At 67.9% G+C, this 21,643-nt stretch carries 16 protein-coding genes; 4 read left to right on the forward strand and 12 right to left on the reverse strand.

Annotation, left to right across the window (positions count from 1 at the left end; all coding sequences use genetic code 11):
* Window positions 1-3 precede the first annotated feature (3 nt).
* The gene (locus QA609_RS20885; RefSeq protein ID WP_278304559.1) at window positions 4-441 is read right to left on the reverse strand and encodes a universal stress protein; all 438 of its coding nucleotides are present in this window, start codon (window positions 439-441) and stop codon (window positions 4-6) included.
* Between the two features lie 125 nt (window positions 442-566).
* Between QA609_RS20885 and QA609_RS20890 the strand changes: the two genes are divergently transcribed.
* Window positions 567-1,934, forward strand: coding sequence for an SLC13 family permease (locus tag QA609_RS20890; RefSeq protein WP_278304560.1), 1,368 nt, complete (start codon window positions 567-569; stop codon window positions 1,932-1,934).
* 15 nt (window positions 1,935-1,949) lie between these two features.
* Here QA609_RS20890 and QA609_RS20895 read toward each other — a convergent pair whose 3' ends face one another.
* The 6 genes from QA609_RS20895 to QA609_RS20920 form a co-directional block, all read right to left on the reverse strand.
* A complete protein-coding gene (locus QA609_RS20895) occupies window positions 1,950-2,729 on the reverse strand; it encodes an IclR family transcriptional regulator (RefSeq protein ID WP_278304561.1) in 780 nt (259 codons plus the stop codon).
* A gap of 672 nt (window positions 2,730-3,401) precedes the next feature.
* Window positions 3,402-5,657, reverse strand: a complete 2,256-nt coding sequence (locus QA609_RS20900; RefSeq protein ID WP_278304562.1) for an NADP-dependent malic enzyme — start codon at window positions 5,655-5,657, stop codon at window positions 3,402-3,404.
* Between the two features lie 535 nt (window positions 5,658-6,192).
* Window positions 6,193-7,242 carry an ABC transporter permease gene (locus QA609_RS20905; RefSeq protein WP_278304563.1) on the reverse strand — a complete coding sequence of 350 codons (1,050 nt, stop codon included), beginning with the start codon at window positions 7,240-7,242 and terminating at the stop codon, window positions 6,193-6,195.
* On the reverse strand, window positions 7,239-8,369 hold the full coding sequence (locus tag QA609_RS20910; RefSeq protein ID WP_278304564.1) for an ABC transporter permease: 1,131 nt from the start codon (window positions 8,367-8,369) through the stop codon (window positions 7,239-7,241). Before QA609_RS20910 ends, QA609_RS20905 begins: the two co-directional genes overlap by 4 nt.
* Complete coding sequence (locus QA609_RS20915) at window positions 8,366-10,003, reverse strand: ABC transporter ATP-binding protein (protein WP_278304565.1); 1,638 nt, start codon at window positions 10,001-10,003, stop codon at window positions 8,366-8,368. Before QA609_RS20915 ends, QA609_RS20910 begins: the two co-directional genes overlap by 4 nt.
* Window positions 10,004-10,050: 47 nt before the next feature.
* Window positions 10,051-11,169 carry a BMP family protein gene (locus tag QA609_RS20920; protein WP_278304566.1) on the reverse strand — a complete coding sequence of 373 codons (1,119 nt, stop codon included), beginning with the start codon at window positions 11,167-11,169 and terminating at the stop codon, window positions 10,051-10,053.
* A gap of 214 nt (window positions 11,170-11,383) precedes the next feature.
* On the opposite strand from QA609_RS20920, the gene QA609_RS20925 reads away from it, so the two are divergent.
* Window positions 11,384-12,346 carry a Gfo/Idh/MocA family oxidoreductase gene (locus tag QA609_RS20925; protein WP_278304567.1) on the forward strand — a complete coding sequence of 321 codons (963 nt, stop codon included), beginning with the start codon at window positions 11,384-11,386 and terminating at the stop codon, window positions 12,344-12,346.
* Window positions 12,343-13,362: a Gfo/Idh/MocA family oxidoreductase gene (locus QA609_RS20930; RefSeq protein WP_278304568.1), complete on the forward strand. Its 1,020-nt coding sequence runs from the start codon at window positions 12,343-12,345 to the stop codon at window positions 13,360-13,362. The genes QA609_RS20925 and QA609_RS20930 overlap by 4 nt, the downstream gene beginning before the upstream one ends.
* Before the next feature lie 234 nt (window positions 13,363-13,596).
* Here the strand turns inward: QA609_RS20930 and QA609_RS20935 are convergent, their stop codons facing one another.
* On the reverse strand, window positions 13,597-14,565 hold the full coding sequence (locus tag QA609_RS20935) for an alpha-ketoacid dehydrogenase subunit beta (RefSeq protein WP_278304569.1): 969 nt from the start codon (window positions 14,563-14,565) through the stop codon (window positions 13,597-13,599).
* A complete protein-coding gene (gene pdhA / locus QA609_RS20940) occupies window positions 14,562-15,644 on the reverse strand; it encodes a pyruvate dehydrogenase (acetyl-transferring) E1 component subunit alpha (protein ID WP_278304570.1) in 1,083 nt (360 codons plus the stop codon). The genes QA609_RS20935 and pdhA overlap by 4 nt, the downstream gene beginning before the upstream one ends.
* A 398-nt stretch (window positions 15,645-16,042) precedes the next feature.
* Here pdhA and nasA point away from each other — a divergent pair, with 398 nt between their 5' ends.
* A complete protein-coding gene (nasA, locus tag QA609_RS20945) occupies window positions 16,043-18,151 on the forward strand; it encodes an assimilatory nitrate reductase NasA (protein ID WP_278304571.1) in 2,109 nt (702 codons plus the stop codon).
* Between the two features lie 137 nt (window positions 18,152-18,288).
* Here the strand turns inward: nasA and QA609_RS20950 are convergent, their stop codons facing one another.
* The 3 genes from QA609_RS20950 to QA609_RS20960 all read right to left on the reverse strand — a co-directional run bounded on the left by QA609_RS20950 (window position 18,289) and on the right by QA609_RS20960 (window position 21,588).
* Window positions 18,289-18,804, reverse strand: coding sequence for a hypothetical protein (locus QA609_RS20950; RefSeq protein WP_278304572.1), 516 nt, complete (start codon window positions 18,802-18,804; stop codon window positions 18,289-18,291).
* Window positions 18,805-19,156: 352 nt separating this feature from the next.
* Entirely contained in the window at window positions 19,157-20,479 is a 1,323-nt protein-coding gene (locus QA609_RS20955) for an MFS transporter (protein ID WP_278304573.1), read from the reverse strand.
* 308 nt (window positions 20,480-20,787) lie between these two features.
* The gene (locus QA609_RS20960; protein ID WP_278304574.1) at window positions 20,788-21,588 is read right to left on the reverse strand and encodes a hypothetical protein; all 801 of its coding nucleotides are present in this window, start codon (window positions 21,586-21,588) and stop codon (window positions 20,788-20,790) included.
* Window positions 21,589-21,643: the final 55 nt, after the last annotated feature.

Raw genomic sequence — 21,643 nt, forward strand, 5'->3', positions numbered from 1 at the left:
GGGTCAGCGCTCTTTTGGCTCTTCGGGGACGACGACCACCGGGCGGTCGGCCTCGAGGAGCACCGACTGCGTGACGCTGCCGAACAGCGCCTTCCCGACCCGGGAGCGCTGTCGGCCGCCGATAACGACGTACTCGGCGTCGACGTCGCTCGCGTACTCGAGAATCTCCGCTGCGGGATTGCCGCGGCGGCCGACGGTCTCGAACTCTCGGGTGAGGTCGGCCGCGGCGTTTTCGGCGGCCGTGGTGGCGACCCTCGATCGCTCCTCCTCCGAGAGCGACTCTCCCGCATCGAGGGCCTGATTGAGGAGGTGTTCGTGTTCCGAGTGCTCGTAGACCGAGAGTAGGTGCAGGGCTGTGTCGGACTGATCGGCCAGCGTTGCAGCCGCCTCTGCGACCGTCTTCGCTCCCGTCCCGCTGTCGACTGCGGCGACAACTGTCATGAGTCAACGGACAACACATTACTGCAAGTAAATTACGATTCGAACGCAAGACGTTGCGTTCTCCGATCACGTGTACCGTCTATTATGTTAATCAATAAGTACCCGTGATATGATGTTCCTCGTGCATGGTACTCTCAAACCCGCTTATACCGTTCGTTATCGGGTTGGTCATCGCGGTGGTACTGTTAGTATGGGTGAAGCTCCCGGCGTTCGTCGGGTTGATCATCGCGGCGATGGCGATCGGGGTGGTGACGCCACAGATCGCGTTCGACGCGGTTCCCGCGCAGGTCGCCGAGTCGTTCGGCGATGTGATGGTCTCGATCGGGATTCCGATCCTGATGGCCGCGATCATCGGCAAGACCCTAATGGACAGCGGGGCGGCCGAACGGATCGTCCGCGCGTTCCGGTCGCTCACGGGCGAGGACCAGTCCGAGTGGGCGCTGATGGGCAGTAGCTACGTGCTGTCGATTCCGGTCTTCTTCGACAACGTGTTCTTCCTCCTCGCACCGCTCGGACGGTCGATGAAGGCGCGGACGGGCGTGAAGTTCTCGCTGTACATCTCCGTGTTGTGTGCCGGGGCGCTGGCGACGCACATGCTCGTCCCGCCGACGCCAGGTCCGCTCGCGATGTCTGCCGAACTCGACGTCGACGTCGGGCTCGCGCTCCTGGTGGGGGTCGGGCTCGCGCTTCCGACGTCGCTGCTGGGCGGGATCGTCTACGGCCGATTCCTCCACAGCCGCGAGGACTTCCCGCTCCGTGAGGCGATGGGGTCGTCCCCGGAGAGCCTCAAGGAGAAAGCGGAGACGCCGGTCGACCAGCTTCCGGGGCTGTTCGAATCCTCGCTCCCGATCGCCGTCCCGGTCGTCTTCATCGCGTCCGCGACGATCACCGACGCTCTCTTGGGAGACGGATCGTTCGTCGCCGACCTCGCGGCGTTCCTCGGCGATCCGAACTTCGCGCTGACTGCGGCGGCGATGCTCTCCGCGTTCACGTTCTTCCGGATGGAGATGGACGGGGACCGCTCGCTGTTCAGCGACGAACTGACCGAGTCGATCAAGTCCGGGGGGAACATCATCGCGATCACCGCGGCCGGCGGGACCTTCGGCGCGATGCTCGAGATCGCCGGCGTCGGCCAGTACATTGCCGACGGACTCGTCGACTTCGGCCTGCCGCTACTGTTCGCCGGCTGGCTCGTAGCCGCCGTGATCCGCGTCGCCCAGGGGTCGGGCACCGTGGCAATCCTCACCGGCGCCGCCATGATGGCACCGCTGACCGGCGATCTCACGGCACACCCCGTCTACATGATGATGGCCGTCGGCTTCGGCGGGATGATCGCGCCGTGGTACAACGACAGCGGGTTCTGGACCGTCAGCAAGATCGCGGGCATCACGCAGGCCGAGACGTTCAAGACGTACTCCGTCGTCGCGACGATTATGTCCGTCTCCGGGCTGATTCTCGTGCTTGCGGCTTCGGTCGTCATGCCGCTCACCTAGGGAACGTCGTTTCGCTCACCCGGAGAACTTCGTTCCAACTTCGCTTCGAAGCCGTAGTTGGACCTCGTTTGCGGTCCCCGCTGCCAGATCTGGTAGCGTCTCCGTAAAGTACTCGCCGCTCAGTCGGTTCTCCGGGCCGGCGACCGCGATCGCACCGTACAGATCCTCCTCCTCGAGGACGACCGGGCTGGCAACGGCGCGCCAGCCGTCGATGTTCTCGCCGTCGTTGAGCGCGTACCCCCGTTCTGCGATTCGTTCCCGAGCGTCCTCGAGCTCGCCGCGGGTCGTGATCGTTCGCTCGGTGTGACGCTCGAGGCCGTGCTCGGCGACGATCTCGTCGACCCGATCGTCCGGTAGCGCCGCGAGGATCGCCTTTCCGCCCGCGATGGTGTGGAGGGCGCTTCGCGTGCCGATCGAGGCGTAGGGCTGGAGCGCGTCGCGTCCGAGCCCTCTCCCGGCGTAGACGCCCCGGCCGCGCTCCTCCACGATGTACCAGACGATCTCGCCCGTCTCGTCGGCGAGTCGCTCGAGGGCGGGCTCGACGCGATCCGCGTAGGCGACGCCGTCTCTCGCGTAGGTGCCGTGCGTGAGAAACGCGAGGCTGAGATCGTACTCCCCGCCGTCGTTCGTCAGGTACCCCAGCCGGGTGAGCGTCGTCACGTAGTCGTGGACCGTACTTTTGGGGAGTTCGAGCGCGTCGGTCAGCTCGCTCACGCTGGCCCCGCCCTCCTCGCGAATGTGCTCGAGTATTTCGAACGCCCTGGCGACGGTGGTCAGCGGCACGTCGGCTGTCATTGGGCAGTTCTGGCCCGCTCGAGTCAATAAGCGTTCCGTCTTTGTAGAGCGGTGTCGTCCGCACATTTCGGACGTCTCTTTGCTACGTCTGGCTCACCGGAGAGTGCGACTGGAGTATCGGTCTCGAACGGGCGGTAGGGCGACGGTCCGAAACGCGCGTACTCCAAGCGGCCGGAACGCTTCGGGCGCACTACGGAGGGTCCGAAATAACCGGATAAGACGGCACAAAACCGTTTGAACGGGGAGGCTCCCTGTCCACCGTAGTGCCCGTTTCCGCGAGGGAAGAACGCATGGAGGAGTCGGTCAGCGAAACAGGAGCCATCGCTTACATCCATATGGCCGTAAATCTACGTTACGGTCCGGAACTGACGGACGTGTTCACTCTCAGAGATTCCGTCCTGCGACGGATTTTTGATCCGCAGATTCGGTCGGAAACCGCAGATGGCACCATCTGGACGGACACGTTGTCGGAGTTCTGCGAATCGGTCGAGGTATCGTCCGGCCATTCCGGACGGGCTTCGCGAGGGAGATTTGCCACAAGACGCACACGACCGTTCACGCTGCGGCGGGGGGAGAAAACACGTCGTTTCTCTTCCGGCGACCGATCGCCCGGTCGGAGCCGTCGCATCGCCCGAATCGGTCGAATCGAACGTCACGGATCCGTTGTGACTCCTACGTCTCTTCTTGCGCGTCGACCGTCGCGACTGCCGCCAGGTTCACGATGTCCCTGACGTCGTCCTCGCGCTGGAGGACGTGGACCGGTCGATCCATCCCGGCGAGCATCGGCCCGACCGCCTCCGCGCCGCCCAGCCGCTGGAGCAGCTTGTAGGCGATGTTGCCCGCCTCGAGGTTCGGCAGAACCAGCACGTTCGCCGGCTTCTCGAGCTCGGAGAACTCGAAGGTGCCCTCGAGGAGGTCCTCGACGACGGCGGTGTCGGCCTGCATCTCGCCGTCGACGGGGAAGTCGATCACCGGATCCTCCCGGAGCTTCCTGGCCGCCTGCCGGGGTTTTCGGGTTCCCTCGTTGTCGACGCTGCCGAAGTCGGAGTACGACAGCAGGGCGGCGCGGGGCTCGACGTCGAACCGTCGGGCGATGTCGGCGGCGTGGCGGGTGACCTCCGCGAGCGTCTCCTCGTCTGGATCCTGGTTGACCGTCGCGTCCGCCAGGAAGACGACGCGGTTCTTGAAGGTGAGCATGTAGACGCCCGCGGCGTACTCGACGTCCTCGGCGGTACCGATCACCTGCAGCGGCGGGCGCAGCGCCGAGGGGTAGTGGTTGGTCAGTCCGGTCAGCATTCCGTCGACGTCGCCCCGCTGGACCATCACCGAGGCGAAGTAGTTGCTATCCCGTACGAGTTCGGTCGCCTCACGCCGGGTGACGCCCTTGCGCTGTCGCTGCTCGTAGAGCGCCTCGGCGTACTCGCCGTTCGTCCCGTCGTCGGGGTCGACGACCTCGGGGTCGAACGCGAGCCCGAGGTTCGCCGCGGTGCGGTCGATCTCGGCCTCGTCGCCGATCAACACCGGCTCGGCGAGCCCCCGCTCCTCGAGCTGGTAGGCCGCGCGGATGATCTTCTCGTTGTGGCCCTCCGCGAGCGCGATCCGCTTGGGGTCGCTTTTCGCCTTGTTTCGGACGATCCGCGTCATCTCACGGGACTTTCCGAGGCGGGCCTCGAGCTCCTCGACGTAGGGCTCGCGCTCGAGGTCGACGCGGGCGGCCCCCGACTCCATCGCGGCCTCGGCGACCGCGGGCGCGAGCTCGAACAGTACGCGGGGGTCCATCGGCTTCGGCAGGATGTACTCGGGGCCGAACTGCAGCGGCTGGTCACCGTAGGCCTCCCGCACGCTGTCGGGGACGTCCTCGCGGGCCAGCGCCGCCAGCGCCTCCGCGGCGGCGACCTTCATCGGCTCGTTGATCTCGGTGGCGCGGACGTCCAGCGCGCCCCGGAAGATGAAGGGGAAGCCGAGCACGTTGTTGACCTGGTTCGGGTAGTCGGAGCGTCCGGTGGCCATGATGACCGTGTCGTCGCGGGCCGACTTCGCCGTCTCGTAGTCGATCTCGGGATCGGGGTTGGCCATCGCGAAGATGATCGGATCGGCGGCCATGGACCGCACCATCTCCGCGTCGACGATCCCGCCCGCCGAGAGGCCGACGAAGACGTCGGCGCCTTGCATCGCCTCGGCGACCCCGCCCGCAGGGACGTCGCGGGCGAACTCCCGGCTGTGGGGGTCGAGGTCGCCCGACTCCGCGCGCTCGGTCGTGAGGATCCCGTCGATGTCGGCCATCGTGATGTTGTCGCGCCGAACGCCGAGCGAGACGTAGAATCGGGCGGTCGCGATCGCCGCCGCGCCGGCGCCCGCGAAGGCCACCTCGAGCTCCTCGAGTTCTTTCCCCGCGATCTCGGCGGCGTTCAACAGCGCCGCGCCGCTGATAATCGCGGTGCCGTGCTGGTCGTCGTGGAAGACCGGGATATCCATCCGCTCGCGGAGGCGCTGCTCGATCGTGAAACACTCCGGGGCCTTGATGTCCTCCAAGTTGATCCCGCCGAACGTCGGCCCCATGCCGGCGACCGACTCGATGAAGGCGTCGGGGTCGTCGTGCTCGAGCTCGAGGTCGAAGACGTCGATATCGGCGAAGCGCTTGAAGAGGACGCCCTTCCCCTCCATGACGGGTTTCGAGGCCTCGGGACCGATATCGCCCAGCCCCAGCACGGCAGAGCCGTTCGAGACGACGCCGACCAGGTTCCCGCGGGCGGTGTAGCGGTAGGTGTCGTCCGGGTCGTCGGCGATCGCGCGACACGGACCGGCGACGCCGGGCGAGTACGCGAGACTCAGCTCCCGCTGGGTGTTGGTCGGTTTGGTCGTCTCCACCGCGATCTTTCCGGGCGGGTCAGCCTCGTGGTAGTCCAGGGAGTCGTCTTCTAGTGACATGGGCAGTCATTTCCCGTAGGCCTACAAAAACGTACGGTTGACCGCATCGCTGTCCGACAGGCGTCACCCAATACTGTTCGCAGGTGTGCATTTCGCACGCTTTTGTAGTAGCAGCGAAAGGGGGTGATCGGTCCGATCCACCCTCGCCCTGTTCCGTATTGACGGCCGTCCTAAATGGGTATAGAACACAGTATTGTACATTTCCGAATGCGAATATCGGGGGAGGGACGCTCGTTCGAAGTTCCGGTTCCGTACGAGTTCGACGCTCACTCACCGCTCACCGGTATAAAAGGGATCGAATCGATTCCACAGAAGGATCGAGATATCGGCGGTTTTCAGCTCGACAGGATACCGATCCCGAAGGAGGCCCAATATTGTGTGATAGACACATACCTCTGGCTCAGAGTGCGAGGTTCCAGTTCGGTACGCTACTGATTTTGAATGCCCCGCCGCCGACACCTCCGAGCGAGACGCATCGAACGGATTCTGACTCGAGCGCACCGCGCCCGAGCGCCCGTCCTCGGGACCCACCGAGCTACTCCTCGCTCTCGTAGGGCTCGCCGACCGACGACGGCATCCGCGTCTTCCCCCAGACGGTCAGGACGACGATCACGCCGACGTACGGCAACAGACCCATCAGCCGGCCAGAGACCGCGATGTCGACGGTCTGGAACTGGACCTGCAGTCCCTCGAGCCCGCCGAACAGCAGGGCGGCCAGGGCGGCCCCGATCGGGTTGTAGTTTCCGAACAGGTAGGCGACGATCGCGATCCAGCCGCGGCCGTCGACCATCGTGTCGCCGGTGCCGATGAACGTCCCGGCGTGGGCGAGCAACACCGCGCCGCCGAGGCCGGCCATCGCTCCCGAGAACAGTACGGTGGCGTACCGAACCCGGTTGACGTCGATCCCGGCGGTGTCGAGCGCGGTCGGGTTCTCGCCGGCGGCCTGGATCCAGTACCCGTACCGGGTGCGGTAGAGCACGACCCAGGCGGCGACGACGACGACGAGCGTCAGGACTACGAGCGGCGACTGGTTGAACAGGATCGACCCGACGACGGGGACCTCTGCGAGGTAGGGAACCGAGTAGCGGTTCATACTCGCCAGTCCCGGACTCCGGACGGTCCCCCACAGCAGCGAGGCGAGGAAGGGCGCGAACCCGAGACCGATGAACCACACCGCCAGGCCGGCGACGATCTGGTCGGCCTTGTACCGGATCAACAGCACGGCGTAGCCCGCCGTCAGCGCCAGCGAGACGCCGACCGCGGCGACGATGGCGAGCCAGACGTGGAGCTGGCTCGAGGCGCCGACCAGCGACAGCGTCGCCGCGGCGGTGATCGCCCCGAAGATCATGAACCCCTCGAGACCGATGTTGAAGACGCCGCTCTTCTCGGCGTACAGTCCGCCGACAGCCGCTAGCGCGATCGGCGACGCCAGCATCAGCGTCCGGTTGAGAAAGCCGACCGTAAAAATGCGCTCGAGGGGGACGTCGAACCGGACGACGAGCACCGCGGCGAGCGCGACGGCCGCGAGCAACGCGAGCCCGCCGAGTCGCAGCCGTCGCCGACTCGTACCTGTAGCCAGGCTCATCCCTTCTCACCTCCAAGACCCGTCCGCTTGGCGAGCATCCGGAACAGCTCCGGGGCGGCGACGAACAGGACGACGATCCCAACGATGCCGTCGATCAGCTGGACGGGAACGTCGCTGTGGATCTGGACGTGCGAGCCCGAGGACTCGAGCGCGCCGAACAGCAGCGACGCGGGAACGACGCCCACGGGATTGTTCGCCGCCAGCAGGCTGACGGCGATCGCGTCGAACCCGTAGGTGCCGATCCCGGAGGGATCGATGAAGTAGCCCTGAACCATGATCGCGAAGACGGCGCCGACGAGGCCGGCGACCATCCCCGACAGCGTCATCGTCGCGACGATCGTCCGCTGGGGATCGACCCCGGAGAACGTCGCCGCGCTGGCCTGGTAGCCGCTGGTGACCATGTCGTAACCGAAGCTCGTCCGGGTCATCCCGACGGCGACGACGCCGACGACGCCCAGCGCCAGCCCCAGCCCGAGAATCGAGAAGTTCGGGTCCGAGAACACGACCGATGGGAGGCCGACGCCCTCCGGGAGGTACTCGGTGCGAACCGAGCGGGCGTCCTCGGGGCGGAGGGGGCCGTCGACGGCCCAGCCGACGATCCCGATCGCGATGAAGTTGAGCATGATCGTCGTGATGATCTCGTTGGCGCCGTAGTAGGCCTTCAACACGCCCGGCAGCGCCGCGTACAGCCCGCCGGCGACGACCGCCGCGAGCAGCCCGACGAGCGTCAGCCCGACGCCGCCGAGCGTTCCGTTCGGGACGAACGGCGCCAGCCAGAGGATCGAGAGCACGCAGGCGATCCCCCCGACGATCAGCTGACCCTGGACGCCGATGTTGAAGACGCCCGCCCGAAAGGCGATGGCGACGGCGACGCCCGCCAGGATGAACAGCGTCGTAAAGCGCAGCGTCCGGGTGAACGCACCCGTGCTCCCGACCGAGCCGACGACCAGCTGCTGGGCAAACAGTAGCGGGTTGTGCCCGGCCGCCGCCACGACCACGAGGCCGATCAGCAGCGCCAGTCCGGTCGATCCGACCGCGATCCCGACCCGCTCGTACACCGATGCGTCGAGCAGTCGGGCCGCAACGCGGTCCAGCGCTCCCCGAACTCGACCCGGATCGTCGCTCATCGCTCGCCGTCACCTCCGGTCCGTCGGTCGACCGTCGCCTCCGCGTCGGACTCCGACTGCGTCCCCTCGAGGTTCGACCGACCGTTCGTCTCGCGTTCGGCCCCCTCGTCGAGGCGCTGTCCGGCCATCAGGAGCCCGAGTTCGGCGTCGCTCGTCCCGGTGGGGTCGACCTCGTCGATGAACGTCCCCTCGTACATGACGACGATTCGATCCGCGAGCGCGCGGAGCTCGTCGAGCTTCGAGGAGATCAGGACGATCGCCAGCCCCTCCTCGCGGAGCTCGAGCAGGCGGTCGTGGATGAACTCGAGCGAGCCGACGTCGACCCCGCGAGTGGGATGGGCGGCGATCAGGGCGTCCGGGTCGTGACCGATCTCCCGGCCGACGACGAACTTCTGCTGGTTCCCGCCCGACAGCGAGCCCGCCGTCGCCGACGGATCCGGCGGGTGGACGTCGAACTCCTCGATGATCTCCTCGGCGTGAGCCTCGACCGCCGACCAGTCGAGCCAGCCGTCGTTCGCGTACGGTGGGACCGTCTGGTTCCCGAGCAGGGCGTTCTTCACGAGGTCGTACTCCTGGACCAGCCCCTCGGCGTTGCGATCCTCGGGGATGGCGGCGATGCCGGCCTCGAGTCGTCGGCGCCGACCGACGTCCGTAACGTCGTCGCCGCGGAGACGAACCCGACCCGCGTCCGGGACGCGGTGGCCGGTCAGCGCCTCGATCAGCTCCGTCTGGCCGTTACCCTGGACGCCGGCGATCCCCAGGATCTCGTGTTCCCGAACCGTGAGATCGATCTCGCTGACCCGCTCGAGGCCGCGATCGCCCGCGACCGACAGCTCCTCGGCCTCGAGGACCGGCTCGCCGGGTATCGCCTCGCGAGCCGGGCGGTCGAACGACACCTCGCGACCGACCATCATGCGGGCCAGTTCCTGACGGGAGGTGTCGGCCGCGGCGACGGTGTCGACGGCGCGGCCGTCCCGGAGGACGGTGATCCGGTCTGCCGCCGCGAGTACCTCTTCGAGCTTGTGGGAGATGAAGATCAGCGAGCGCCCGCTCGCCCGCAGCTCCTCGAGGAGGTCGAGCAGCCCGTCGACTTCCTGCGGGGTCAACACCGCGGTCGGCTCGTCGAGGATCAGGGTGTCGGCGCCCCGGTAGAGGCTCTTGACGATCTCGACGCGCTGGCGGGTGCCCAGGTCGAGCTCCTCGACGGGCGTCTCGAGGTGGTCGTCGACGTCGAACCCGTAGCGGTCACACAGCGCCTCGATCTCCTCGCGGGCGGCGTCCTCGTCGACGAGCCCGCCGTCGACCGGTTCGTGACCGAGCACGACGTTCTGCAGGACCGTCATCGGCTCGACGAGCTGGAAGTGCTGGTGGATCATGCCGATCCCGGCGGCCATCGCGTCCTGGGGCGAGTCGAACGATCGCGGTTCGCCGTCGACGCGGATCGTCCCCGCGTCCTGGTCGTACAGCCCGTAGAGGACGTTCATCAGCGTCGTCTTCCCCGAGCCGTTCTCGCCGAGCAGCGCGTGGATCGACTCCCGCTCGAGCCTGAAATCGACGCCGTCGTTCGCGACGACGTCGCCGAACGTCTTGGTGATCCCCTCGAGTCGAACCGCGGGCGGTGCATCAGCCGTCATGCTGTCGCTGTGGATCTGTAATCATGGAGTGGCTCCCGAGCGGGGCCTCAGCAACCCGTCGGCCCGCAGGTGAGGTCGACCTCGCCGGCGACGTACGCCTCTTTGGCCGCCTCGATGTTTTCCTCGAGCGAGTCGGGCAACTCGCCCTCGAACTCCTGGCCAACGACGAAGTCGATCCCCTCCTCCTCGATGCTGAGGTTCTGCTCGCCCGAGACGCTGTCCCAGTCGTCCTCGACGACGGCCTCGGTGACCTGGTAGGTCGCCTCGTCGAGCGCCTTGATCGCCGAGCCGAGGATAACGTCGGCGTACTGGTCGTCGGCGACCGACTGGTCGCTGTCGACGCCCATCGCGAACCGGTCGTTGTCCTGGGCGGCGGCGAACGCACCCGCGCCCGCGGCTGCGGCGGCGTGCCAGACGATGTCGGCACCGTCGTCGAACTGAGAGGTGGCGACGTCGTTCAGCGCCTCACTGTCGGAGAAGCTCCCGCCGTACCCCGTGAGCACGTCGACGCCGTCGTCGACCCACTCGACGCCCTCGATGTACGACTGCTCGAAGGCGTTGATCAGATCGATGTCCTCGCCGCCGACGAAGCCGACGACGGCCTCGTCGGGGTCGGTCGCGCTGTCGCCGTGTTCGATCTCCTCCTGGGTCAGCGTGGCGGCGGCGACGCCCGCGAGAAACGACATCTCGTTGTTCATCTCGATCCAGCCCGAGACGTTGTCGGCGCCCTCGACGTGGTCGTTGATCAGCATCCAGTACTGGTCGGGGTAGGCCTCGGAGTGTTCGACCAGCCCCTCGTAGTGCTGGTAGCCGACCATCACGATGAGGTCGTAGCTCCCGTCAGCCGCCAGATCCTCCTGTCGGGCCGCGAACTCCGCGGTCTCGGTCTCCTCGACCTGCGTCACCTCGAGGTCGAACTCGTCGGCCGCCTCCTCGAGCCCCTCGAGGGCGTTGTCGTTGAACGCGTTGTCGCCGAAGCCGGCGTCGCTCGAGATGATCGCGACCTGGTCGCCACCGCCGCCGTCCCCGTTCTCGTCGCCGAGACACCCCGCGACTATCGTGCCGCCGAGGACGACGCTCGAGGCCAGCACCGACCGACGGCTCGTCCCGAGCGTCGACGACGTTCGCCCCCCGCTTCCACCCGTATCAGTCTCGTTACCAACCATCACGACCTGTAGTGTTACAAGACGTACATTAAATCTTTCTTACAGAATGGGAGAACCTGCTAGTTTCTGACTGTCTTTCGTGTGATACTTTCTCGGCAGTGGACCGAAACTCGATCCGAACAGGAACACGTGCGGACCGCTCGGCCGGACGAAAGCGAGCGACCGTCGGTGAACGCGGGAATCGTTTAAGTCGAATGGTGTGTTCTGCCCTGTCATGAAGGTAGGGATCGCGGGTGCGGGGTTCATGGCCCGCACTCACGCGAGCGCGTACGACGGGATGGACGTGGAGGTAGTCGCCGTCGCCTCCCCGAGCGGGCCCGAGCCGTTCCTCGAGGAGGCCGGGCTCGAAGCCGACGCCTACACGGACCCGAAAGAACTCTGTGAACGCGCCGATATCGACTTCCTCGACGTCTGTACGCCGACGGACACCCACCGCGCTCTCGTCGAAATCGCCGCCGAGACCGGAACCGACGTCTTCCTCGAGAAGCCGATCGCGCCGACCCTCGAGGCGGCCCGCGAGATCGAGTCACTGGTCGACGAGGCCGACCTGACCTGCGGGGTCGGCCACGTCGTTCGGTTCGATCCCGCCTACCAGCGAGCCCGCGACTGCGAGATCGGGACTCCGGGCGTCGCCCGCGCTCGACGACTGTCGCCGTTTCCCGACTGGGGGACCGAGGACTGGTTCGCCGACCCCGACCGCAGCGGTGGCCTGTTCGTCGATCTGGCGATCCACGACCTCGACTACCTGCGGTGGTGTTGGGGCCCAGTCGATCGGGTGTTCGCCAGACGGACTCGCGACGAACGGGCCGCCCACGGCACCGCCACGCTCCGGTTCGCCAGCGGCGCGATCGGCTACGTCGAGGCGTCGTGGGCCCAGCCCGCGTCGCGCCCGTTCGCGACGGAACTCGAGCTGGCGGGCGACGACGGGCTGGTCGAACACGAGAGCGCGGACCCCCGGGCCTACCGCGCCTGGACTGCCGAGGACGCCATCCGCGATCCGGCTCCGGCGAAGACGCCCTACCAGCGCGAACTCGAGCAGTTCGTCGCCGCGCTCGAGACGGGCGGCGAGCCCGCCGTGGGGCCCGCCGAAGCGATAGCGTCGCTTCGGCTCGCGCTGGCGGCCGAGCGGTCGGCCGAGCGGGGGACGCCCGTCTCCCCCGCGGAGGTGGAGGGATGACGGTCCGTGTCGGCCTGCTGTCGGCCGCCCACGTCCACGCCGACGCCTACGTCGCCGCACTGGCCGAGCGCGAGGACGCCACCCTCGTCGGCGTCGCCGACCCCGACGCCGACCGGGGCCGGGAGACGGCCACCCGCCACGACCTCGAGTACGTCTCGGACCCCGAGGATCTGCTCGAGCGGATCGACGCGGGCGTGGTCTGTGCGCCCAACGTCGCCCACCGCGAGTGGATCGAGCGGGCGGCCGAGGCGGGCGTCGACGTCCTCTGTGAGAAACCGCTCGCGGCGACCCTCGAGGACGCTCGCGCGATCGTCGAGACCTGGCGGGACGCCGACGTCGCGGTCGGCGTGGCGATGCCCTTGCGGTTCGCCGAATCCGCGCGTCGAGCCCGACGGACGCTCGAGGCCGGCGACCTCGGCTCGTTGCGGGCGATCTCCGGGACGAACCGCGGGCACATCCCCGGCGGCTGGTTCGTGGACCCCGAACTGGCCGGCGGCGGCGCCGTGATGGACCACACCGTTCACCTCGTGGATCTCGTCGCGGCGCTCACCGGGGAGCGCGTCGCCGAGGTGTACGCCGAGGTCGACACGCGCTTTCACGACGGTGAGGTCGACGACGTGAACGTCCTCCCGATGGAGCTGACCGACGGGACGGGGTTCCTGCTGGACGGCTCCTGGAGCAAGCCCGACGCGTGGCACACCTGGGGCGACGCGACACTCGAGTTCGTCGGCACCGACGGGACGCTCGCGATCGACTGTACGGGCGAGTCGCTCACCCACACCGTCGCTTCGGGCGAGGAGGCGGGCGTTCACACGGTTCCATACGGTGCCGACCCGACGGCGAACCTGGTCGCGGACTTCGTCGCGGCCGTTCGGGAGGGGCGGGAGCCGCTGGTGACGCCCGACGACGGACTCGAGGCCGTCGCCGTCGTCGAGGCCGCCTACGAGTCGGCGGCGAGCGCCGAATCGGTCGCGGTCGAGACCCGACGCGGAGCGAGTGAGCCCTCGGACGGGTGAGTCCGGGGTCGGCGTCCGCGATAGCGTCGAGTCGGTCCGTCTGCACACGCCTCGAGATCGGCCAGCGCCTCGCCGTCGCGGGCCGTTGCGTCGACCGTCCAGCCGTCGGCGAGAAGCGCGCGGACGGCCGAACGGCCGATACCGGAGCAACCGGTGGCGAGGACCGCGTTCGTCGTGTCGAACGGACGGCGGGACGGGAGAGATCTCGGGTCGACTGCCGCGACCGCCCGCGGTCTACCCGAACTCGAGGGTGTCGCGGATCCCGGCCTCGATGCGGTCGGCGTCGGGCAGGTAGTCGTCCTCGCGGGCGAACATGGGCATCGGGACGTCGTACCCCGTCACCCGCTCGATCGGCGCCTCGAGGTAGAGAAACGCCTCCTCGTTGAGCCGGGCGATGATCTCGCCGGCCATCCCCGCGGTCTTGGGGGCCTCGTGGACGATCGCACAGCGTCCGGTTTTCTTCACGGAGTCGACGATCGTCTCGGTGTCGAGCGGGTACAGCGTCCGCGGGTCGATCACCCCGACGCTCGCGTCGATATCGTCGACGGCGTCGAGGGTCTCCCGTAGCATCGACCCCCAGGCGACGACGGTGATGTCCTCGCCGGGCTCGACCACCCGGGCCTCGCCGAGCGGGATCTCGTGGTCGTCGGGGACTTCCTCGCGGAACGAGCGGTAGAGCCGCGTCGGCTCCATGAAGACGACGGGATCGGAACTCCGGATCGACGCGGTGAGCAGCCCCTTCGTCTCGGCGGGCGAGGAGGGGAAGACGACCTTCAGGCCGGGGATGTGGGCGAACCCCGCCTCGAAGCTCTCGGAGTGAAGCTCCAGGGCGTGGATCCCGCCCCCGTACGGCGTCCGGATCGTCATCGGGCAGGTGATCGTCCCGCGGGTTCGACTCCGCATGCGCGCGACGTGCTGGGCCAGCTGGTGGAACCCCTGGTAGAGGAAGCTCTGGAACTGGATCTCCGCGACGGGACGCATCCCGGTCGCCGCCAGACCGACGCCCGCTCCGACGATGCCCGCTTCCGCGACGGGCGTGTCGAACACCCGGTCGGGATAGTCGTCGATCAGTCCCTGGGTCGCTCGGAACACGCCGCCGGCCTCGCCGACGTCCTCGCCGTAGACGACGACGTCGTCGTCGCGTGCCAGTTCCGCACCCAGCGTGTCGCGGACGGCCTCGACCATCCGGAGTCGCTCGCTCATTGGCTCTCACCCCCCTTTTCGGCCTCGAACGCCGCGAGCTGTTCCTCGAGTTCGGGCGGCAGGTCCTCGTAGACGTGCCGGAACATGTCCGCGGGATCGAGCTCCTCGCGCCGTTCGTTGGCCTCCTCGATCGCCGCCGCGAGCTCCTCCTCGATCCGCTCGGTGATCGCCTCCTTCGTTTCCTCGTCGAGAACGCCTCGGTTCTCGAGGTACCGCTGGAACCGGAGGATGGGATCGCGGGCCTCCCACTCGGACTCCTCCTCGCTCTCGCGGTAGGCGGAGGGATCGTCCGAGGTCGTGTGCATCGATCGGCGGTAAGTCAGGGCCTCGATGAGGACCGGCTCGCCGTTGCGAGCCTTCTCGACGGCCTCCCGCGCGACGCGGTAGACCCCGAGGACGTCGTTGCCGTCGACCTGCACGCAGTCGATCCCGGCCGCGATCGCCTTCTGGGCGAACGTCTCCGTGTTAGTTTGCTTCTCGGTCCCCGTCGAGATGGCGTACCGGTTGTTCTGGCAGACGAAGACGGTCTGGGCGTCGTAGACGCCGGCGAAGTTCATCGCCTCGTAGACGTCGCCCTCGCTTGTCGCGCCGTCGCCGAAGTAGGTGATCGCGACGTTCTCCCGGTCCTGGAGCGCCTCGCCCCAGCCGATCCCGGTGGCGTGCAGCGGCTGCGAGCCGACGGGGATCGCCGGCGGAAGCGCGCCGTCGCCGTCCGGAATCTCCGCCCCCTCCTCCATCCCCTTCGCGTACTGGAGGATCGCGTCCGGTTCCGTGCCGTGGACCAGGAGCGCGGGCTGTTCGCGAAACGACGGGACGAGCCAGTCGTCATCGGCGAGGGCGAACGCGGTGCCGACCTGTGCCGCCTCCTGCCCGATCGCGGGGGCGTATGTGCCGAGCTCTCCCCGCCGCTGGAGCGCGATGGCGCGCTCGTCGAGGCGACGGGACCGCTTCATCTGTTCGTACACCGTCAACAGCTCGTCGTCGCTCAGGTCCGGAACCAGTTCGTCGTCGACCGTTTCGTCCTCCGCCAGCACTTGGACCGATCGGATGTGAAACTGAGCGACGGTCTCTTCGGGCATAGGGATAGTACGGGTTCGATAGTGTTAATCTACTGGTCGGTCCGGAATGGGAACGGGACGAAGCGTGACGCGGCGACCGCGGGTCGTAGGCCGACCGACGCGTCGGCGGCCGGTGGCGATCCTATCGCCGCCGATCGGTGGTCCCGAAACCGCCCGATCGGGCCGTCCGAACGCTCGCTCGCTCCGCGTTCGCGACCTTATATTGTCCATATCCGTAGGTATACGTCCGACCTTCTCGACCGACATGGGAAAAGTAACGAATCGTAAACGACTACTGTTTAGTACCCTCATACGTATCCTACCCGTATGGATTTGTTCGTGGTACGAGCAGGTCAGCTCTATTTGAAGTCCGTTTGTAAACTCGCAGCTGCGAGTTCGAGCGGCGGAGGGAAGCGGCCGTGACCGACCTCGTTCCGACGACCTGTATGCGGTGTGCAGTCGGCTGTGGCCACGTCCAACAGGCCGTCGACCAGGGGTACGGTATCGAGAGCGTTCGCGGCGACGCCGCCCACCCGGTCTCGAACGGGCTCGCCTGCCAGCGCGGGATCAGCGAGAGCGCCGATCCCGACGGCGAGTGGCTGACCCGCCCGCTCGTTCGCCGCGACGGCGAGCTGGTGGCGACGACCTGGGAGACCGCCCTCGAGCGGGCCGCGGAGGGACTCGACACGGCCCTCGAGGGCGGTCGCAACCGCGTCGCGGTACTCGGAAGCGGCCAGCAGACCAACGAGGCCGCGTACGCGCTGGGCAAGCTCGCTCGCGGCGGGATCGGTACCCGGTATTACGACGCCAACACGACGCTGTGTATGGCCTCGGCGGTGGCCGCCTACTACGATGCCTTCGGCAGCGACGCCCCGCCGCCGACCTACGACGACGTCCCCGAGGCCGAGACCCACCTCGTCTGGGGGGCGAACCCGGCCGCGGCCCACCCCGTGCTGTTCCGGTGGATCAACCAGTCCGCCGACGAGGACGATTCGGAGCTGCTCGTTGTCGACCCGGTCGAGAGCGAGACCGCCGAGGTCGCGGACCACCGCGTTCCGCTCGAGCCCGGCGGCGACCTCGCGCTAGCGCGTGCGGTCCTGGCTCGGCTCGTCGAAACCGACCGAGTCGACGAGGGGTTCGTCGCCGACGCGACGACGGGATTCGAGGAGCTCCGCGAGGAGCTGCCGGCCCCCGCTCGAGCGGCCGAGCGCGCGGGCGTCTCGATGGCCGACGTCGACCGACTCGCCGGAGCGCTCGAGAACCGAACCCTCGTCTACTGGGGGATGGGAATCAACCAGAGCGTCAACGGAACCGACGCTGCGGGCGCACTGATCGACCTCTGTCTGGCGACGGGCAACCTCCGTCCGGGCTCGGGTCCGTTCTCGCTGACCGGGCAGGCGAACTCGATGGGGACCAGGGTCTGTTCCTCGAAGGGGACCTGGCCCGGACAGCGATCGTTCGACGATCCCGCGGCCCGCGAGGACGTCGCGGCGACCTGGGGCGTGCCGGAATCGCGGCTGCCGGCCGATCCCGGGCCCGGACCGGTCGGGATCGTCGACGCCGTCGAGGACGAGGTCGAGGCCGTCTACGCCGTCGCGACGAACCCCGTCGCGGGGATGCCCGACGCGACGAACGTCCGCGAGCGCCTCGAGGACGCCTTCCTCGTGGTCCAGGACGCCTTCCGCAGCGAGACGGTCGAGTTCGCCGACGTCGTCCTGCCCGCCGCGACCTGGGGGGAGTCCGAGGGAACGGCGACCAACATGGAACGGACCGTCTCGCGGGTCCGGGCCGCGACCGAGACGCCCTCGGGCGTGCGGACCGACCTCGAGCTGATCGGTGCGCTGGCCGATCGGCTCGCGCCGGGGTTGTTCGACGAGTCGCCCGAACCGGAGCCCGTCTTCGAGGAGTTGGCGGCGATGACCGAGGGGACCCCCGCTGATCTCTCGGGCATCTCCTACGAGCGCCTCGAGGCCGAGCTGGCGGTTCGGTGGCCGGCGCCGGAACCCGACGCTGCGGGCGGATACCGCTACTACGAGGACCGGACGGACGCCGACGGCGACGAAACCGAGACGTGGTCGTTCCCGACGCCGTCGGGCCGTGCTCGCTTCTCGGACGCGCGGGCCGAACCGCTGCCCGAACCGACCGACGACGACTACCCGTTCACGCTGACGACCGCGCGCCGACCCGACGCGTACAACACCGGCGTTCGCACCCGCGAGGACGGCCCGCCGACCGCGCGGGTCAGCCCCGCGACGGCCGTCGCTATCGCGGACGACCTCGAGCAGGGTACGGACAGGCGGTACGGGCGCGTCGTCTCGAGGCGGGCGTCGGTCACCGTCCGCGTCGAGGCCGACGAGTCGATCCCCGACGGCGTCGTCTGGCTGCCGATCCACCACCCCGACGTCAACGACCTCACCCTCCCCGCGGTCGACCCGCGCTCGAGGGAGCCGAACTTCAAACAGTGTGCGGTTCGGCTCGCTCCGCCCCGCGACCGGGAGCTCGAGGCCGTCGCCGAGGCGAACGCCTAACACGGATTGCTGTACCGACGTACCGGCGCAACGGCGATCTCGGATGGCAGTTGCGCCGGAACTGACGTACGGCAAACCGTACGACCGCCGACGAGCTGAGGGACGTCCTCGCTCGGGTCGGTGAGTCCGGCGATCGATCAGTCCTCGGCCGCTTCGTACCGGGCCTCGGTCCAGATCTCCTCGCCGGTGCCGTCCTCGAAGTGGATTCGGATCGCGTCGACGAACGAGTTCCGCAGCTCCTGTTGCCACTCCTCGAGGGCCGCCTCGTGATACTCGTCGACGACGGCCTCGGTCACGTCGCCCTCGTAGTCCTCGCGGGCGGTCGCTCGAGCCTCCTCCCGCGACGGGGCGGTCAGGTGCGTCTCGTTCGGGTGCACTCCCGCCTCGTTGCGAACGAACGTCGCGGGGACGAGGTGGAGCGGTTCCGGATCGCGATCGGGCGGATAGCGCTTGGGACCGTCCTGGGCGTACGGTTCCGCGCGGTGTTCCTCCTCGAAGGGCGGGACGAGCCGGAGTACGTGCGTTCGTCGGAAGTCCTCTTCCACACGGTTTCGCTCGAACGCCTCGACGACGTCGTCGGGGTCGACGACGACGACCTGAATCTCCGTCGCCGGGTGGTCGGCGAGCGGCCCGTCCGGGTTGGAATTTTGCATGCGACGTCCACTGACGGTCCGCGCGGTTACGTCGGTTACGGTCGCCGGGTATCGAAACGGGTCCCCGCACGGTCTCGAGAACGCATTTCCGCACCGTCGTCACTGGGGAGCACCTCGAGTTCTCGAGAAGAACGCCAGGGTTCGTCGAACTGCTCGTCACCGCGCTGATCGTCCTCCAGGTTCCGGCCGCGGTTCTCGTCTCTCTCGACGCGAAGCGCCTGAACGCCACGAATCCGATCACCTACTTCTACGGGGTCCTCGTCCCGGCTGCCGGATTCGTGGTCGTTCCGGCCTCCCTCTCGAAACGGGACGAGCTTCCGCGCGACTCCGACGACCCGGAACCCGCGGATCCCTAATCGTCGCTCGAGGCGACCGCTCCGTCCGCGGGCGGCTCGGCGGCGACGAGCCAGCCGTCCTCGGTCGCGCGCTCGGCGACGGCCGGCTGGAACACCCACGCGGCGAGCGCGACGATCGGAAGCATCGTGACGGCGACGACGAGGTACCCGAGGTGGAGGTTCGGGAGGAACGGCGCGGCGAACACGAGCGGGTAGACGGTGCCGCCGATCGTGCCGATTCCGCCGACGACGCCGGCGACGCTGCCGGAGCTATCGGGGAACATCGCCGGCACCTGCGCGAAGATCGCTCCCTCGGAGAACGCACAGCCGACGCCGACGAGGAAGCCGGCGGCGACTGCGAGGTAGATGTTCCCAGAGAGGCCGGCGACGGTCATCCCGACCATCGAGACGACGACGAACACGAGCGTCGCGAACGTCCACTGCTCGCGGTAGCGGCCCTCGAACCACGGCAGAATGTCGCGTTCCCGGCGCGCGACGACGTCGCTGGTGTAGCCGCCGAGCGGCCGGAGCAGGCCGGCCGCGATCGAGAACGTCGCCGCGAACGTGGCCGCGATGACGATATCACCCTGGCCGAACCCCTCGCGGTAGTACGTTCCCAGCCAGCCGTTCATCGCGACCTCGAGACCGAAGGTCATCACGTACGCCGCTGCGAGCACGACCGCGCCGTGGCGCGTCCCGACGTAGAGGAACTGTTTGAAGCTCGCCTTATCTCTGGTCGCCTGTCGCTTGGCCTCGCTCTTTGCGGCGTCGCCGAAGACGTAGTAGACGACCCCGAGAACGACTGCGAGCACGCCGGTGTAGAAGAAGGCGGCGCGCCAGTTCGTCGCGAAGATCGGGCCCGCGTACCCTTCGCCGAAGATCCGCGGGAGGGTGAAGTACGCGCCCAGTCCCGCGCCGGCGTTACCGATCCCGGCGAAGATGCCCTCCGCCAGCCCGAGGTTCTCCTCCTCGAACCACTCGGCGACGTGCTGGATGCCGATGACGAACGTGATGCCGGCCAGCGAGGCGATCACGCGCGAGGCGGTAAACACCTCGTAGGTCGTCGCGAACGCGCTGACGACCGAGAACACGCCGACGATCACGAGCGTCACGCTGGCGGTCACGGGCGCGCCGTACTTGTCGGTCAGCGGGCCGATCAGGATCCGGCCGACCGGAACGGCGATCACGGCTGCACTCGAGACGAGCCCGAGCTGGGCGATCGAGAGGCCGAACTCGTCGGCGATCCCGCCCGTAAACGGCGCGAAGGAGAACCAGATGACGAATCCCAGGTTGAACATCGCCGTCGCCAGCAGGAGGTTCTTCCACTTGCCGTGGATCACGGACGATCACTTCCGTTCGTACCTACGGACGCGCGTCCACTTTCGCTACAGTAAAGTTCACGGTTCGGTCCCGAATCGGGCTCGAGGAAGACGTTCAGGCTCACGTGTCTACGCTACCTGGACGCGCGACACCGTATAAGCCTAATTATTACTCAGACCAAACAATCAAATCGCCACCGGTGACCAGCAATCAGTATATATTCCTCCATGGATTCGACGTTCGATGAAAATACGGTGGGGGTATTTTAATAACGGAATCGAGACGGCCGCGATCGGAGCCGATCGGCAGTCCGCGTCGGTCGTCCGGCTCAATCGCCGTCCGTCCCCTCGTCGTCGGTTCCCCACCTGTCGTCGGGGTCAACGGGCTCGACCGCTCGAGCCAGCTCCGCCTCGGTGTACTCCCGATCCTCGAGGCGCATGCTCTGGAGGCGCCACTGCCGACTCAGTTCGGGCTCGCCCTCGGGGCCGACGCGGGCGCCGTGGGTCCGGAAGAACCGTCCGTCCCGACCGAGGGCCTTCCCCTCGTAGGTGTGCTGGTCGAACGCGACGTCGTAGCGTCCGCCGGGCTCGAGCTCGTCGACGGGGTGGTCGTACCGCGGCTCGCGCCCCTCCTCGCGGGCGGCCGCACGCTCGGCCGAGAGCTCGCCGAAGTAGTCGTCGGCGTGGGAGGCCTCGCGGCTCGAGGGCGCCCGGGCGGCCGCCAGCGCGGCGTGGACCGCACAGAGCCGCCCCTCCCAGGAGCTTTCCGACCAGCGCTCGCGGGCCAGCTCCTCGTAGCGGGCGATCAGCAGGGCGACCTCGTGGCCGGCCCGGAGGTCCTCGACGACGTAGAGGTTGATCCGATCCCAGAAGTTCCAGGCAAACCCCGATCGGGCCAGCTCCCAGGCGGCCCACGCCGCGACCTCCTCGTCGGATCGCCTGACCGCCTTCTGGAGCAGGCTCGAGACGTCGTAGCGGTTCGCGCCCGATCTCGTCTCGTTGTCGCCGCGCTCCTCGCCGAAGTCGTTGTGTTCGGGACCCGTCTCCTCGTCCTCGGTCCGATCCGCGTCGCTGTCGGTTCGAAGCTCCCCTTCGGAGCCGAACGTGGCCTGTTTCCCGTCGTCGTCCATACACCACTCTCGTGACGGTCGAGGGAAATAGCTGACTGCTCGAGCGGGCCGACGG

Source organism: Natronococcus sp. A-GB7 (genome assembly GCF_029688865.1).
GTDB lineage: Archaea > Halobacteriota > Halobacteria > Halobacteriales > Natrialbaceae > Natronococcus.